The 16,019-nt window shown below is 42.5% G+C and carries 17 protein-coding genes; 7 read left to right on the forward strand and 10 right to left on the reverse strand.

Annotated elements, in window-relative coordinates:
• Nucleotides 1-78: 78 nt before the first annotated feature.
• From MHI11_RS16945 to MHI11_RS16955, 3 genes are read right to left on the reverse strand one after another with little or no spacing between them, the layout of a single operon-like run.
• Nucleotides 79-1,860 (reverse strand): acyl-CoA dehydrogenase family protein, encoded by a 1,782-nt coding sequence (locus MHI11_RS16945; protein ID WP_106067273.1) that lies wholly within the window; start codon nucleotides 1,858-1,860, stop codon nucleotides 79-81.
• A 14-nt stretch (nucleotides 1,861-1,874) separates the two neighbouring features.
• A complete protein-coding gene (locus MHI11_RS16950; RefSeq protein WP_340961728.1) occupies nucleotides 1,875-3,050 on the reverse strand; it encodes an acetyl-CoA C-acetyltransferase in 1,176 nt (391 codons plus the stop codon).
• Between the two features lie 12 nt (nucleotides 3,051-3,062).
• On the reverse strand, nucleotides 3,063-5,450 hold the full coding sequence (locus MHI11_RS16955) for a 3-hydroxyacyl-CoA dehydrogenase/enoyl-CoA hydratase family protein (RefSeq protein ID WP_126740877.1): 2,388 nt from the start codon (nucleotides 5,448-5,450) through the stop codon (nucleotides 3,063-3,065).
• A 199-nt stretch (nucleotides 5,451-5,649) separates the two neighbouring features.
• Between MHI11_RS16955 and MHI11_RS16960 the strand changes: the two genes are divergently transcribed.
• Genes MHI11_RS16960 through MHI11_RS16970 form a run of 3 tightly spaced genes read left to right on the forward strand, consistent with a single transcriptional unit; the run spans nucleotide 5,650 to nucleotide 6,424 of the window.
• The gene (locus tag MHI11_RS16960; protein ID WP_003212904.1) at nucleotides 5,650-5,787 is read left to right on the forward strand and encodes a YuzL family protein; all 138 of its coding nucleotides are present in this window, start codon (nucleotides 5,650-5,652) and stop codon (nucleotides 5,785-5,787) included.
• A gap of 44 nt (nucleotides 5,788-5,831) precedes the next feature.
• Nucleotides 5,832-6,065 (forward strand): hypothetical protein, encoded by a 234-nt coding sequence (locus tag MHI11_RS16965; protein ID WP_223250686.1) that lies wholly within the window; start codon nucleotides 5,832-5,834, stop codon nucleotides 6,063-6,065.
• Between the two features lie 11 nt (nucleotides 6,066-6,076).
• The gene (locus MHI11_RS16970; RefSeq protein ID WP_058013724.1) at nucleotides 6,077-6,424 is read left to right on the forward strand and encodes a spore coat protein; all 348 of its coding nucleotides are present in this window, start codon (nucleotides 6,077-6,079) and stop codon (nucleotides 6,422-6,424) included.
• Between the two features lie 32 nt (nucleotides 6,425-6,456).
• On the opposite strand, the gene MHI11_RS16975 is transcribed toward MHI11_RS16970, so the two are convergent.
• From MHI11_RS16975 to MHI11_RS16985, 3 genes are all read right to left on the reverse strand, one after another.
• Nucleotides 6,457-6,708 carry a YusU family protein gene (locus MHI11_RS16975; RefSeq protein WP_044140890.1) on the reverse strand — a complete coding sequence of 84 codons (252 nt, stop codon included), beginning with the start codon at nucleotides 6,706-6,708 and terminating at the stop codon, nucleotides 6,457-6,459.
• Nucleotides 6,709-6,780: 72 nt separating this feature from the next.
• Entirely contained in the window at nucleotides 6,781-7,611 is an 831-nt protein-coding gene (locus tag MHI11_RS16980) for an ABC transporter ATP-binding protein (RefSeq protein ID WP_003213584.1), read from the reverse strand.
• Between the two features lie 148 nt (nucleotides 7,612-7,759).
• Nucleotides 7,760-8,206: a YusW family protein gene (locus tag MHI11_RS16985; RefSeq protein ID WP_170965972.1), complete on the reverse strand. Its 447-nt coding sequence runs from the start codon at nucleotides 8,204-8,206 to the stop codon at nucleotides 7,760-7,762.
• A 111-nt stretch (nucleotides 8,207-8,317) separates the two neighbouring features.
• Here MHI11_RS16985 and MHI11_RS16990 point away from each other — a divergent pair, with 111 nt between their 5' ends.
• Nucleotides 8,318-9,163, forward strand: coding sequence for an oxidoreductase (locus MHI11_RS16990; protein WP_340961731.1), 846 nt, complete (start codon nucleotides 8,318-8,320; stop codon nucleotides 9,161-9,163).
• A 45-nt stretch (nucleotides 9,164-9,208) separates the two neighbouring features.
• Here MHI11_RS16990 and MHI11_RS16995 read toward each other — a convergent pair whose 3' ends face one another.
• Nucleotides 9,209-10,579, reverse strand: coding sequence for a S1C family serine protease (locus tag MHI11_RS16995; RefSeq protein ID WP_044140893.1), 1,371 nt, complete (start codon nucleotides 10,577-10,579; stop codon nucleotides 9,209-9,211).
• A 336-nt stretch (nucleotides 10,580-10,915) separates the two neighbouring features.
• Here MHI11_RS16995 and MHI11_RS17000 point away from each other — a divergent pair, with 336 nt between their 5' ends.
• Nucleotides 10,916-11,593, forward strand: a complete 678-nt coding sequence (locus MHI11_RS17000) for a response regulator transcription factor (protein WP_003212732.1) — start codon at nucleotides 10,916-10,918, stop codon at nucleotides 11,591-11,593.
• Nucleotides 11,590-12,921, forward strand: coding sequence for a HAMP domain-containing sensor histidine kinase (locus tag MHI11_RS17005; RefSeq protein WP_065098051.1), 1,332 nt, complete (start codon nucleotides 11,590-11,592; stop codon nucleotides 12,919-12,921). Before MHI11_RS17000 ends, MHI11_RS17005 begins: the two co-directional genes overlap by 4 nt.
• 20 nt (nucleotides 12,922-12,941) lie before the next feature.
• Here the strand turns inward: MHI11_RS17005 and spxO are convergent, their stop codons facing one another.
• The gene (spxO, locus tag MHI11_RS17010) at nucleotides 12,942-13,106 is read right to left on the reverse strand and encodes an anti-adapter protein SpxO (RefSeq protein ID WP_095285802.1); all 165 of its coding nucleotides are present in this window, start codon (nucleotides 13,104-13,106) and stop codon (nucleotides 12,942-12,944) included.
• Between the two features lie 192 nt (nucleotides 13,107-13,298).
• On the opposite strand from spxO, the gene MHI11_RS17015 reads away from it, so the two are divergent.
• Nucleotides 13,299-14,177, forward strand: coding sequence for a TetR/AcrR family transcriptional regulator (locus tag MHI11_RS17015; protein WP_065098050.1), 879 nt, complete (start codon nucleotides 13,299-13,301; stop codon nucleotides 14,175-14,177).
• 79 nt (nucleotides 14,178-14,256) lie between these two features.
• Here the strand turns inward: MHI11_RS17015 and fumC are convergent, their stop codons facing one another.
• Both fumC and MHI11_RS17025 read right to left on the reverse strand, forming a co-directional pair.
• On the reverse strand, nucleotides 14,257-15,651 hold the full coding sequence (gene fumC, locus MHI11_RS17020) for a class II fumarate hydratase (RefSeq protein ID WP_065098049.1): 1,395 nt from the start codon (nucleotides 15,649-15,651) through the stop codon (nucleotides 14,257-14,259).
• Between the two features lie 88 nt (nucleotides 15,652-15,739).
• Nucleotides 15,740-15,907 carry a YvzF family protein gene (locus MHI11_RS17025; RefSeq protein WP_003213147.1) on the reverse strand — a complete coding sequence of 56 codons (168 nt, stop codon included), beginning with the start codon at nucleotides 15,905-15,907 and terminating at the stop codon, nucleotides 15,740-15,742.
• Nucleotides 15,908-16,019 lie beyond the last annotated feature (112 nt).

The following is a 16,019-nucleotide window of genomic DNA, read 5'->3' on the forward strand; positions in this document are numbered from 1 at the left end:
AGCACAGAACTGACAAAGAATGCGAGGGTTTGTCTACACGCTGAGGTGCGGAGTGATATCCGCACCTTTTAAGCCGTCTTATACGATATATTTCTCTGCTTCAAAGATTCGTTTCGCCACTTCGCGCTTTTTGGCGATGACATTGATCGGGGTGAATCTTGTCAGTTTGCGAAGAGCTGACAGATTCATGCGGAGTGAATCTCCTTCTTCCATCGCGATCAAGGATTCTTTTGCATGGGCTTCAATTTTTAAGAAGGCTTCCTGCGTGAAAATTTGTGTGTAAGCAAGCTTTTGAGTATTCTTATCTAGCCCTGATGCAGCGATTGCCTTTTCAGTACGCAGAATCGCCGATTCAACAGCAAAAATTTCATTGACGATATCCGCTATGTTCACAAGAATCTCTTGCTCTTTGTCTAATGCTTTTCCATACTTCATCGCCGCCATTCCAGATACCATTAAGGCGATCTTTTTCGCATGGACGAGCAAGTATTTTTCTTGATCGAGCGGCTGATCACCCGGCTCTTCCGGCATCATCATCATGAGCTCTTCCTGTAAGGTTTGCGCTTTTTGAAGCAGCGGAAGCTCTCCCTTCATCGCTTTCTTCAAGAATGTGCCTGGTACAAGCAGACGGTTGATTTCGTTTGTCCCTTCAAAAATACGGTTAATCCGCGAGTCACGATAGGCTCTTTCGACCTCGTATTCTTGCATAAATCCATATCCGCCGTGAATCTGCACACCTTCATCCGCAATATAATCTAAAGTTTCAGAGCCAAGCACTTTACAAAGAGAGCATTCAATCGCATATTCTGCAATGGACTGGGCGATTTTTTTGCCGTCCTTTTGCTCTTCTTCACTTAATAGGCCCATGCGCTGTTCAAATAATCCGACTGTGCGGTAAACAGCACTTTCCATCGCATAGAGCTTTGCCGACATGTTGGCTACTTTTTCACCAATTAAGCTAAATCGAGAAATAGGCGTTTGGAATTGCTTACGCTGATTTGCATATTCTGCCGATAATTGAATGACACGTTTTGACGCACCAACTGTCCCGACAGCCAGCTTGTAGCGTCCGATATTCAAAATGTTAAAGGCAATGACGTGACCTCTACCAGCCTCACCTAGTAAATTCTCCTTCGGCACTTGAGCATCTTCAAGTATTAATGTTCTCGTCGATGACCCTTTAATGCCCATCTTTTTCTCTTCAGGTCCCGTTTTGACACCTGGAAAATCCTTTTCTACGATAAAAGCAGAGAAGTGTTCACCATCAATTTTCGCATATACGACAAAGACGTCGGCAAATGCGGAGTTTGTGATCCATTGTTTTTCACCATTCAGCACATAATGAGTTCCGGCTTCATTTAAGACCGCAGTTGTCTTTGCTCCAAGGGCGTCAGAGCCTGATCCTGGTTCAGTGAGGGCGTACGCTGCAATTGTTTCTCCAGAAGCGAGTCCAGGAAGATATGTTTCCTTTTGTGCTTGATTTCCAAACAGCACGATGGGCAGAGATCCAATGCCTACATGGGCGCCATAGGAAAGCGAGAAGCTTCCTGCTCTGGAGAATTTCTCGGTAATAATGGCTGAACTGATTTTATCTAATCCAAGTCCGCCGAATTCTTCAGGCACGTCAGCTCCTAGCAGCCCAAGCTCTCCAGCCTTTTTGAGAAGCCTGACGGAATGCTCAAATTCATGGTTTTCAATTTGATCTATATATGGAACAACGTCTTGTAAAATATAATCCTCTGTTGTCTTTCCAATCATTTGATGCTCATCAGAGAAATCCTCTGGTGTAAAGATATGTTCATAATTCGTCTCATCAATTAAGAAGCTTCCACCCTTTTTTACTTCTTCCATTGCTTTCATTCTGATTTCCCCCTTTAGATCAATTCAAAAATTCCTGCTGCTCCCATGCCCCCGCCGATACACATTGTGACAATGCCAAATTGCTCGTTTCGCCGCTTCATTTCATGAATGAGCGACAGTGTCAGTTTCGTTCCTGTACAGCCGAGCGGATGACCTAGCGCGATTGCCCCGCCATTGACATTCACTTTCTCTTCATCGATTCCTAAATGACGAATGACTTGAATGGCCTGAGAGGCAAACGCTTCGTTTAATTCAAACAGCCCGATATCCTTCAGCTCAAGTCCAGCGATTTTCAGCGCACGCGGAATGGCTTCAATCGGACCGATTCCCATCACCTCAGGCGGTACACCACCAACAGCAAACGCCCGGAACTTGGCAAGAGGCTGAAGGGAAAGTGAGGATGCTTTCTCACGATCCATCATCATCACACATGCAGCGCCGTCACTTGTTTGTGAAGAGTTTCCTGCGGTCACCGTGCCTTTTGTCGAGAAAGCCGGACGCAAAGTAGAAAGAATCTCTTCCGTTGTCCCTGCTCTCACGCCTTCATCCTGTGAAAACTTGAATTGATGTTCTTCTAATTGATATTGCTTCCCTACCCGCCGCTCTGTTACATCAACGGATACAATTTCATCTGAAAACTTTCCATCCTGTAATGCTTTGGCTGCCTTTTGATGACTTCTTACCGCAAAGGCGTCCTGATCTTGACGTGTGACCTGATACTTTTGCGCCACCTGCTCTGCCGTGTGTCCCATGCTCATATAGTATTCAGGCGCTTGCTCTGCCAAATGAGCATTCGGACGAATGGAGTGACCCATCATTGGCACCTGTGACATCGATTCGACTCCACCGGCTAAGATTGTTTCTGCCTGACCGAGCATGATTCGTTCACCCGCATAAGCGATTGACTGAAGACCAGATGAGCAGTAGCGGTTAATGGTGATCGCAGGTACTGTATATGGAAGCCCTGCTAATGCTCCAATATTACGAGCCACATTTAATCCTTGTTCAGCTTCTGGTGTTGCACATCCGATGATCAAATCATCTATCTGTCCGTCGTAATCACCGGCACGCTTTAATGTTTCTTTTACACACAATGCGCCCATATCATCAGGCCGAACATGTTTTAACGATCCTTTTTTCGCCTTCCCTACTGGTGTTCTCGCGCCAGCGACAATGACTGCTTCTCTCATTTTGACTCCCCCTTAGTTACGTAAAGGTTTTCCTTTGACGAGCATGTGCTGCATGCGTGCTTGTGATTTCACTTCTCCTACAAGACTTAAAAAGGCTTCCCTTTCAAGCTCTAATAAGTATTGCTCCTCTACCTCTGTTCCAAATGGCAGTTTCCCGCCGGAAATAACATGAGCTAATTTTTTAACAATGGTCATGTCATGCTCTGAAATGTATCCAGACAATCTCATATTTTCGGCCGCCAATATCATTGCTGCATAGCCTGTTTCTCCCATGACGGGCACCTTTTGCTTGAGCGGCGCACGATAACCCGCTTCATCAAGAGAGAGCACAAGTTGTTTCGCATCATAGATCAGGTGATCTCCGTTCATACTGATTCGGTCACTCGCGCGAAGCATGTTCATATCCCGCGCTTCCTCTGCCGAAGTGGATACTTTCGCCATTGCTATCGTTTCAAATGTTTTCAGCGTAGCATCTTGTATAGCGGTCTCTGGCGGCTTAGCTGATCCTTGCAGATGGCGAAGGTATAATTCTTTGTTTCCACCGCCGCCTGGAATCAGTCCAACTCCCGCTTCGACAAGACCCATGTATGATTCGCTGGACGCCTGAATAGCTGCTGCCGGCATACAAACCTCTGTTCCGCCTCCGAGTGTCATACCAAACGGAGCAGCAACGACTGGACGGTCGCTATATTTCACCTTCATCATTGCCTGCTGGAAGCGGCGGATCACAAAGTCAATTTCAAAGAAATTATCGTCCTGAGCTTCCATTAAAATCAAAGCAAGGTTAGCACCAACACAGAAGTTCTTCCCTTGGTTTCCGATGACAAGCCCTCTATAATTCTGTTCCACCTCATCGACAGCGCGATTGATCATGTCAATGACATCTAGTCCAATGGCATTGCTTTTGGAGTGAAATTCGAGCAAGGCGACATCATCACCGATATCAATCAAGCTCGCACCAGCATTTTTAAAAATCACGCCCTGCTTCTTTTTCAATCTCGCTAAGGAAATATTCTTGTCGTTTCCTTTTTCCTGTTCATAAGCCCCATTGTGATAAAACGCACGCTCTCCATCAGCATTCTCTTGATAGAATGTATCGTGTCCTTCTGACAGCATGTCTTGCACCCACTGCGGGATGCTGTGTCCTTCTGCTTCCATGCGTTCGACTGCTTTTTTCACACCGATTGCATCCCATAGCTCAAATGGACCGTGCTGCCAGCCAAATCCCCATTTCATTGCGTTATCGATGGACTGAATATCATCCGCAATTTCGCCTGTTAACTGAGCTGAATAAAGGAGCACAGGTGCCGTCATGTTCCAGAGCAATTGTCCTGCACGGCCATCTTGATAAATAAGCGCTTTCAATTTCGCTTTCGTTCCCTTTTGCTGCTTTGCCATCTCAATGCCTGGATCTTTCAGTTTCGTTCGTTCTCCGTATGTGAGCGTCACAGGGTCAAGTTCTAAAATGGTCTTTCCATTTTTTTGATAAAATCCTTGCCCTGCCTTGCTGCCAATCCATCCTTTTTCAAGCATTCGTTCAATAAACTCAGGCAGCTGGAAAATATCTTTTTCCTTTCCTTCTACTTGGTCATATACGTTGCGGGCTACATGGAAAAACGTGTCGAGCCCTACAACATCAAGTGTACGGAAAGTCGCGCTTTTCGGTCTTCCAATGAGAGGTCCTGTGACCGAATCCACCTCTCCAATGGTGTATTTGTTTTCAAGCATTTCACGCACTGTAACAAGGAGTCCATAAGTACCAATACGATTGGCAATAAAGTTCGGCGTATCTTTCGCTTCAACGACGCCTTTACCAAGTACATCCTCGCCAAACGTTTTCATAAATTGGAGTACTTCTGGATCTGTTTCTTGAATAGGAATGATTTCTAAAAGCTTTAGATAACGAGCTGGGTTAAAAAAATGTGTGCCTAAAAAGTGACGTTTAAAATCCTCTGATCGGCCTTCTGCCATTTTTTCAACCGAAATTCCAGATGTGTTACTTGATACGATACTGCCTTCTTTGCGGTGTTCGTCGATGAGAGAGAATACATGTTGTTTAATGCTGAGCTTTTCAGTGACGACTTCAATGATCCAGTCAGCATCATGTAATAAGGAAAGGTGATCTGTGAGATTTCCCGGTGTGATGTATGATAGGTTTTTTGCTGAAGTAAGAGGTGCTGGCTTTTGCTTTAACAATTTTTTCATCGCTTCTTGACTTAATCTATTCCGAACACTAGGGTGATCAAGCGTTCGCTTTTTTGCCGTTTCTTCCTTTGTCAGTTCGTTTGGCACAATATCTAGCAATGTTACTGGTATCCCGATATTGGCTAGATGCGCAGCAATGCCTGAGCCCATGACACCTGAACCAATGACAGCCGCCTTGCGAATATGTTTGCCCATAAATATCCCCCTAAACATTTTGAATGAACAGTCATTCATTTTTTGTCCAAAAAAAAGCAATGCCTCTTTCTTTATCTTAAAAGATTTTCCGAAACAGTTCAAGAGCGGATTTCAAAAATTCACACATTCTCATGTGCCTTACTTTGCGGCGTATGAATTAAAGATGAGAGGGCATTGTAAGAATGGAGGTGATGTCCACATGTCTCGTTTGAAGAAAAACCCATCGAAAGCAGGCGTAAGTGCTGCAAGTGTAAAAGGAAACGCAGGTCCATCACAGGAAGCAGACCTAGGCGGCAAAAAGACTAGTCAAAATCAACAATATAAAAAGAATCAGTAAGGAAACAAAATCGTAAGGAGGAACACACCTTGAACAATCAGCAAATGAATATGCCCCCGCAAGTCATTTCAGTGAAGGATTCCTTGTACTTAGAGGATATGCTGAATTGGAACTTGATCGCTATGAAAAAGGCTCACTTTATGGCCGAGCATTGCCAGGACCAAACATTGAAACAAGAATTAAATCAAGTGGGCCAAATGCACCATCAGCATTACACACAAATTCTTCAGCATTTAGGCAGCTCAGGGCAAGGCCAGTCTACTGGCTTTATGCAATAGGAGGAAAAAACATGGAACAACAAAACCAACAAAAAATCGGGAATCCTCAAACTCCGGTTCCCACGACAACAAACATGAATGATCGTGATTTTGTCACAGATCTCTTGTCGACTGAAAAATATATGACAAGCGGATACAACACAGCGCTCAATGAATTCAGTCATGAATCTCTTTATCAGGATATTCAGCGAATTGCACTAGAAACTCAGAAAACACAAAGACATTTATATGATGTCATGTTCCGATATGGCTGGTATTCTGTTGAAGCCGCTGAACAGCAAAAGCTCCAGCAGGCGCACCAGAAATTCCAGCAAACACTGACAGAACAATCTCCATACGGACCATCACAGATGTCATAAAGAAAAACTGCCAGTATGGAGCTGGCAGTTTTTTAGCGATCTTGATTCGCTCGATGAGCTTCGTTCATTTGTTTGATCCGCTGAATTGTTTCTTTGATTTCTTCCTTAGCCTCTGGATACGTTTCATTAAAGTGCTTTGCTAGAGGCGGCATACTTTTTGCAATATGAGAATAGATTACCCACTGTTTCACATCTTGTTTCAGTGCGTCTGTTGATTCGCCAAGCAACAGCTCAGTATATTTCTCAAGCAAGCCTTCCAGCTTTTCGTCTAGTTCATTTCCCATTGATCTTCCGCTCCTTTTTTCAGAAAAAAGCCTGACTCTGTACGTAACAGATGTCAGGCTTTTGACATACGATTATCTTGCAGCGAGAAATGTCTCCGCTTGCGCTTGCTGCACAATACAGCGTCCTCTGCCATGCGGAATACATAATGGAGTTCCGAATAAAGGATCTGTTGTCACTTGGCAGTTCATATCAAAGACATTTTTCACAAGATCACAATTAATGACCGTTTCTGGTCTTCCTTCTGCATAAATCGTCTTGTCTTTAATCGCTACAAGGTGATGAGCATATCTACATGCGAGATTCAGGTCATGAAGAACCATGACAATCGTGCGCTGCTCTTTTTCATTTAAGTCAAACAGAAGGTCGAGAATTTCAATTTGATGCGTCATATCTAAATACGTCGTCGGCTCATCTAACAAAATGATATCCGTCTCCTGCGCTAACGTCATCGCAATCCATGCACGCTGCCTTTGTCCACCTGATAATGAATCGACCGTTCGATCAGCAAGGTCTTCCATCTTTGTTGACTTCAGTGCACGATTCACTGCTTCCTCGTCTTGCTTTGACCACTGCTTCAGCCAATTTTGATAAGGATATCTGCCTTGCTTCACTAGCTGATGCACGGTTAATCCTTCTGGCGCTTCTGGTCCTTGCGGAAGAATGGCGAGCTGTTTCGCTACTTCCTTTGTTGGTAATTTGGCAATGGAATGACCTTCAAGCAGGACAGAACCACCCATTGGCTTCATGAGACGGGCCAAAGAGCGAAGTAGCGTGGATTTACCGCATCCATTGCTGCCAATAAATACTGTGATTTCACCCTTAGGGATTGATACATTTAGTTCATCTATGATCATTGTTTCTCCGTAGCCTAAGCTTAAACCTTCAGTAGAAATGGCACTCATTCCGCTCAAACGCTCCTTTTCTCATGCAAATTTTTTATATGAAATATCGTCTATATATAGACGCAAAAGATCACTTATCTCAATTTAGTGTATCAGATTTAAATGATCTTGAAAATCATTTTCAATTAAAAAATGAGAAAGTTCCGTTTTACTTCTTTTTTTGGAATGTACGTTTGGTCCCATCTTCAAGCTTCATATCGACCTGAATTCGCTGATAATCATCGTCTAAATTAAAAGCAGCTAATAGCTCATTTACATACGTTTCATTGATCTTCGCACTAGGAATCGACATATCATTTAGCTTCATCTTCATCTCGCGTAATGCTTCTTCACCTTCATAGCGGACACCGTTCATATGATCACGAATAAGTGCTTCTTCTTTTCCTTTCGCCTGACGATAGGTGGCTTCGTATAATTCGCTTTTCTGCCCGTATTGAACATGCAGGTGGAGATGCTCAAATGGAAGTTCCTTCATTTGAACCGCTGAGAGACTCTCTGCTTCTGCTTCCTTTGTTTGCTGGAGCGGCTCAATCGATTGACAGCCAGACAGCATAAAAAGCAGCACTCCTATTTGTCCCGCCTTCTTCCAACACATCATGTGCTACCTCCTATTTCTTATCATCGCTTTTTATTCTTCTCCATCCTTCTTTTCGTTATTCAATAAAAGAGCGGGCTATGGTAAATTGAAACAAAAAGGAGGTACGAGATGATGAAAAGGACAGCCATTGTAACTGGTGCCAATAGCGGCTTTGGCAAGCTCATCACGATAGGTCTCGCCAAGCAAGGCTATAAAGTGATTGCAGGTGTCAGGCAGGAAGCGAATGCAAAAAAGCTTGCTGAAGAAATCGAGCAAGCCTCGTTATCCGCATCGATACATATTGAAGCATTAGATGTGACAGACACGCAGTCAATTCAAGCATTTCAGAAAAAGCTACATGCTTACGCCCCAATTACCCTGCTTGTCAACAATGCAGGAACAGCCTATGCGGGTTTTGCTGAAGAGGTTCCTGTTAACACGTACCGCCAGCAATTTGATGTCAATGTCTTCGGAGTCATGGAAGTGACACAAGCCGTCCTTCCGCTGATGACAAATGGTGCAAAAATATTCAATATGAGTAGCATCAGCGGATTAATGGGAATGCCCGCACTTTCTCCTTATGTATCCTCCAAGTTTGCTTTAGAGGGCTACACAGAGAGCTTACGCATTGAACTGGCCTCGTTCGGTATACAGGTAGCCTTGATCCAGCCAGGCTCTTTCCAAACGAATATTTGGAACACGTCTATGAACGAGCACATGTTGCAGCCAGAGGAAGGCTCGAAATACATACACATCTATCAAAAAATGATGGCTCATATCAATGCCCAGAAATCAAACTACGGGGACCCGCGTGAAGTCGCAGATCTTGTGATTCGATTAGCCGAGAAGAAGCGACTGAAAAAGCTGAGATATCCAATTGGGAAAGGAGTGCGGTTTTCATTTACAGCAAAGCAGCTCCTGCCTTGGAGCATGTGGGAAAAGATCATATTACGTACACTCTCTTCAAAAAAATAAGCATAAAAAAACAGGTAGACCTTTAACGTCCACCTGTTTTTTCATTTATTCAGTTTCAGACTGTCCGAGGGTAATGTCTAGGTTCTTGTTTTTCCCTTCACGAATAACAGTCATTGTCGTTTTATCGCCGACTTTTGTTTCTTTGTACAAAATTTCTTTCAGCTGAGAGCTATTCGCCACGTTTTTTCCTTTAAACTTGATGATGACATCTCCAGACTTCAAGCCTGCTTTTTGTGCAGGTGATCCTTTTGATACATCCTTTACGTAAATCCCTTTGCCGATTTGTTTATCAAATAGGCCGAGCGTATTTTCTTGATACGTTTCAGGCACTTGCTCAAGGTCAATCATTTGTACGCCAAGGTAAGGACGTTCAACCTTTCCGTTTTTCAACAGCTCATCTACAATCGGTTTGACATCGTTACTTGGAATTGCAAAGCCGAGTGATTCCACACCGCTTTCGCTAATTTTTAAGCTGTTGATACCAATGACTTGACCATCTGTATTGATAAGCGGTCCACCGCTGTTTCCTGGATTGATCGCTGCATCTGTTTGCAGTACATTCATTTCCACCGTACCAGATGACGTGTTCGCTTCAACTGTACGATCAAGACCACTAATAATCCCTTCTGTCACAGTACCAGAGAACTGAGCACCAAGCGGGTTCCCAATTGCGATCACTTTGTCCCCAGCACGGAGCTTAGAAGAATCACCAAAGCTCGCCACTTTATCAATGCCGTCTGCATTGATTTCGACAACAGCTAAATCTGTCATCACGTCACTGCCGACAAGCTTCGCTTCTTTTGTTTTTCCGTCATAAAGTGTAACTTTCAGTTTATTGGCACCCTCGACTACGTGGTTATTTGTAATAATGTACGCTTTTTTGCCATCTTTTTTAAAGATGACACCAGAACCCGTTCCAGCTTCAGCTTCTGTTGAATCACCGCTAAGGCCAAACGAATTTTGGGTAGATTGATAGTTTGAGACTCCCACAATGGTTGGCTCTAAATCTTCTACCATATCAGAGACATTCGTGGCATTGGTAATTTGTTTTGTTGAGAAATTTTCAGAAGCTGCAGGTTCACTTGACGCTGTTTGCGTTTGAGTGTTTGCTGCTGTGTCCTGTGACTGCGGCAAAAGCGGTGTAATGCCAAGCACAAGGCCTCCGCCAATAATTCCTCCAAGGATCGGACTGAGCCATGCTGCTTTCCGTTTTTTCTCCTTTTTCGACACACGGTCATCCCCCATTTGAGGAGAATGGTTTGTCACACTCTCCTGAGTGGCAGAAGCTTCGTTTTCATGAGGTTGAAAAACGAGTTCCTTTTCTTTTTCAGGTTCGTCTATTTGTTTCTCATTCTCTTGATGTACATCTTCTTGTTGATTCAACTTCTTCTCTTCATCTTCTCTTCGGAAATCCATCGCTTACACTCCTTTACATCATGTTCATGACTTGCTTGATTCATATGTGTAGATCGGACTCATGTCCTCTTAATGGCAACATCATTGAAAATACTACATGACAATATGTCAAATTATATAATACTTATTCATAGAAAAAAAGCAAGGTGCGCACATTCGTGAAAAGCACCTATTGATCTGCCTTTTATCTATGCCCTTTTTTCCCTTGAGCTTATCATAAACAAACATTATGGGATAATGATGAGAAGAATATGTGAAATTGTGAAAAAAGCATGTGATTGTTGACATGCCGCCTTTGTATCCCGTTATAATGACGGTGAGAGGATGTGGAAGACTTTGTCGTACACCATTTATTTAGTGGAAGATGAACAAAACTTAAACGAACTTTTAACCAAATATTTAGAAAGTGAAAATTGGAATGTCTCCTCTTTTTTAACCGGAGAAGCGGCACGCGAAGCAATGAATAAGCCGCCGCATCTATGGATTTTAGATATCATGCTGCCTGATACAGATGGCTACACACTGATTAAAGAAATCAAAGCCGCATCACCTGACGTACCGGTCATTTTCATTTCAGCACGCGACGCAGATATTGATCGTGTCCTCGGTTTAGAGCTAGGAAGCAGTGACTATATTGCGAAGCCATTTCTTCCGCGCGAGCTGATCATTCGGGTGCAAAAGCTGCTTGAGCTTGTGTACAAAAACAGCGATACTCCGCAGCAGCAAAGTGTCACACCCGTCTCCTCCTATGTCATTCATGAGGATGTAAGAGAGGTGTATGAAGGAGATCAGCTGATTAACTTAACTTCTAAGGAATTTGACTTGCTGCTTTTATTTACACATCATCAAGGACATGCTTTTTCTCGTGAAGATATTCTCGTCAAAATTTGGGGACACGATTACTTCGGGACAGATCGTGTGGTGGATGACCTTGTCAGACGATTGCGCAAAAAAATGCCCGACTTAAAGGTCGAGACCATCTATGGATTTGGCTATAGGATGCTAAAAGGATGAAGAACAAACCACTCGCTTTTCAAATTTGGATCGTCATCTCTGGTATTTTGCTCACCATCTCGATTGTCCTGATCATTCTATTTTCCAATACATTACGAAATTTTTTCACGAATGAAATTTATAAAAATATCGAAAATGAACAACAGGTTCTCACAGAATATCCGTTGAACCGAGACGGCTCGCCAAAGTCGACACCGGAAAACCGCTCGGTGCAGCACATTCTGATTCCGTCAGATGAATTAAACCAAATGGCGCAGTTTTTCCCGCACGCCTTTATTGAGAAAATCCAATCCTTTGTGAAAAAACAAAAAAGCGCAACGAAACGCTATTCTGAAGAGGTGAATGGCCAGCACATCTTTTTTGTCATCAAAAAAGTATCAACAGGCAATACACAATATATTCTTTTGTCTTATGCGCCAGACTCTTATCGAGATGACCTTTCCTTTACGCTGTTTAAACAGCTGATCTTTATCTTGGGCACCGTTATTTTATTAAGCTGGATTCCATCGATTTGGCTTGCCCGCTACTTATCCCGTCCAATCGTTGCGTTTGAAAAGCACGTGAAGCGGATTGCACAAGAGGACTGGGACGATCCTGTCATCGTTGACCGGCAAGATGAAATCGGAAAGCTTGGTCATACCATTGAAGAAATGAGACAAAAACTCATTCAAAAGGATGAAACAGAACGGACTCTTTTGCAAAATATATCACATGACTTAAAGACTCCTGTCATGGTCATCCGCGGCTATACGCAGTCGATTAAAGATGGTATTTTTCCTAAGGGAGATCTTGAACAAACGGTGGAAGTCATTGAAGGTGAAGCAGAAAAGCTTGAGAAGAAAATCAAGGATTTGCTGTACTTAACAAAGCTTGATTATTTATCAAATCAACACCCTGCACATGCTTCCTTCCTACTGAGTAATACGATGCTGGAAGTGGTCGACCGAATACGCTGGTCGAAAAATGAATTACAGTGGAACGTGGACTTAGATGATGAGGCTACTCTTGAAGGCGATCCAGAACAATGGAGCAAATTATTTGAGAATGTACTAGAAAATCAACTTCGCTACGCAAAAAGGAAAATTGATATTCAAATGAAACAGGAAGAGGATCAAATACGCATTGTTATTCGTAATGACGGTCCTCCAATTGAAGAACATATGCTATCCAACCTATACGAACCTTTTAGTAAGGGAAAAAAGGGCGAATTCGGTATTGGATTAAGCATTGTCAAAAAAATTCTCTCCATGCATCAAGCGTCTATATCAATTGAAAATGATGATCTAGGTGTACGTTATACGATCACGGTACCAAAGAAGAGACTGTAGGTTTTTGACCGCAGTCTTTTTTAGATGAATGAATACCCATTGAAATCACGGTATGTGGCTTTGATTTTCTTGCCAGCTTGATACATCCATTTCTTTTCAATGGTTGTCTCTTTCGGCATTTTGACTTTTTCTACTTGAATTCCTTTTGTTCGCAAGCGTCTCATCATATCATCGATTTCTCTCATGGAACATCATCCTTTCACATTTTTTGACCAGTTGGTCACCTTACTTTATAATATAAAGAATTACACTGTAAAAAACAAGTTACAATCTGATTAATTTTTGAAAACTTTCGTCGTTTATGACCGATAAGTCACATCTCTTTGCGCACGTTTCCTAAGACATTTGTCTCTCGGTAAGAAAGGATGACATTCATATTGAAGAAGAAAGAGAAAATGATCATTGAGGCCGGCATGAAATTGTTTGCCAGTAAAGGCTACAATACAACGTCTGTTCAGGAAATTGCGGATGAATGCCACATGTCAAAGGGTGCTTTTTATCTTTATTTTAAATCAAAGGAAGCACTGCTCATTTCAATCTTACATTACTATTACGATAAGGTATTTACCCGGATCCATGAGGTTCAAACAGAGGGAGGCACACCAAAGGAAGCCTACCGTAAGCAGCTCACTGTCTACTACGATAATATCTTGCAGCAAAAGGATTTTATTAAAATGCAGCTGAGCGATCGAGCACTGCCAATGAATGAAGAAACGCAGCAGCTCGCAAAACAAATCAGACTTGCCACCATTCAGCTTCACATTGATAACATTAAGCAGGTATATGGAGATGCAGCGATTCCTTATATGGCTGATCTTTGTTTGACGATTGAGGGAATGAGCCACGTTTATTTCGAGCTTGCGATTTTATATGATTTTCAGCTAGAGGCTGAGGAGCTAGCCGCAACGATGATTCACCGTATCGATGATTTGATGGGCGGTATGATGGAGCGACATGATCTTCCGCTTATCTCTGTAGATCAAGCGAGCGATTGGTTTGGTCCTATTTATGAACGGTCATTCGACCCGCTGACAGAATCTCTTTTAAAAGAATTAAGAGAGCAGGCTGAAGCACACTATGAAGTGAAAGACGAGCCTGATTTATTTGAAGCACTCGGCATTCTAGAAAATGAATTAAACAAACAGAAACCTAGACAAGTCATCGTGAAAGGCATGCTGCATCAATTAAAATTATACGCACCGCTCCAAACCCACTCTGAATCACTTTTGCGTATTTTGAAAGAAGATCATTTGTAGAACCCAAGGCACAACCTTGGTTTCATTTTTGTCCACATCACGTTCAATGAAAAAAACCAGGGGCAGCCGCCCCTGGTTCTTATTTTGCTTTCGGTGTCACCATTTCTTCTGGTTTCACAAACTCTTCAAACTGCTCTTCTGTTAACAGCTCTAATTGAAGTGCTGCTTCTTTTAACGTTAAACCTTCTTTGTGAGCAAGCTTTGCAATTTTCGCTGCATTTTCATATCCGATGTGCGGGTTAAGTGCCGTCACAAGCATCAATGAATTGTTCAAGTTTTTCTCGATTGTTTCTAGGTTTGGTTCGATTCCAACTGCACACTTGTCATGGAATGAGTTCATACCGTCAGCAAGTAATTCAACTGATTGCAAGAAGTTATAGATGATAACCGGCTTAAATACGTTCAGCTCAAAGTTTCCTTGGCTGGCAGCAAAACCGATCGTTGCATCATTCCCCATAATCTGTGCTGCAATCATTGTTAAAGCTTCACTTTGAGTTGGGTTGACTTTACCTGGCATAATGGAGCTTCCTGGCTCATTTTCAGGAATGATCAATTCACCAATTCCGCAGCGAGGACCACTTGCCAGCCATCTCACATCGTTGGCAATTTTCATTAAATCAGCTGCAAGTGCTTTTAGGGCACCGTGTGCATACGTAATTTCATCATGGCTTGTCAGCGCATGGAATTTGTTTGGTGAAGAATTGAATTTTTGACCTGTCAGCTTGCTGATTTCCTCAGCGACATATTGACCAAACTCAGGATGTGCGTTAATTCCTGTACCAACAGCTGTTCCGCCAATCGCAAGCTCTCTCATTTTTTCAGTTGATTCTAGAATCATTTCTTTTGAACGGTCCAGCATGTACACCCAGCCGCTAATTTCTTGACCTACTGTCAGTGGAGTTGCGTCTTGCAAATGCGTACGACCGATTTTAACAATCTCTTGATATGCTTTTGCTTTCTCATCAAGAGTCGCTCTTAATTGATCAATCGCAGGCAATAATTTTTTGTACACAGCTAAAACAGCTGCCACGTGCATAGCAGTTGGGAATGTGTCATTTGAGCTTTGGCTGCGGTTGACGTCATCATTCGGATGAATGCTGAACTCACTATTTTTATCTTTCAAGTAAACAGTTGCTCTATTTGCAACGACTTCGTTCATATTCATGTTACTTTGTGTCCCGCTACCTGTTTGCCATACAACAAGCGGGAAATGCTCGTCATACTTTCCGCTGATGATGTCATCACATACAGCAGCAATTGCTTCTGCTTTTTCGCTCTCAAGGTTGCCAAGACGTTCGTTGGCAATCGCTGTGCTACGTTTCAAAATTGCAAACGCATTCACAACTTCCTTTGGCATTTTCTCAGAACCGATTTTGAAATTTTCTTTGCTTCGTTGTGTTTGTGCACCCCAGAACTTGTCCTTTGGCACCTTGATTTCGCCCATTGTATCTTTTTCGATTCTAAATTCTGTCATTATGTATCCCTCCATAGCTTTATACACTCAACTCTATTCTATACAAAAAACCAAAATCCTTTAAGCGTTTTCAATTAAAATTTTATCTTTATTTTAATTTTAGTTCAATATAAACGCGGACATCTTTCGAATATTTGTATTTTGGGTTCGTTTTTCCGTAATCCTTTGATGTATATGTCACTTCATAATGCTTGTCAAACGACTGTAGAATACGGTCAATCTCCTCTTTTGTTCCTGCTAAACGAATTTGTGCCATCTTGTTTCCTCCAAAACCCTCATTCTTTCTTTTACCACAAAATAATGTAACACAGAATATTGTTTTTTCAAGCAGGTAATGCTAAGAAAAAGTTATTTGAGGCGGGTGATCC

The organism is Bacillus sp. FSL K6-3312, assembly GCF_038007485.1.
Classification (GTDB): Bacteria; Bacillota; Bacilli; order Bacillales; family Bacillaceae; genus Bacillus; species Bacillus pumilus.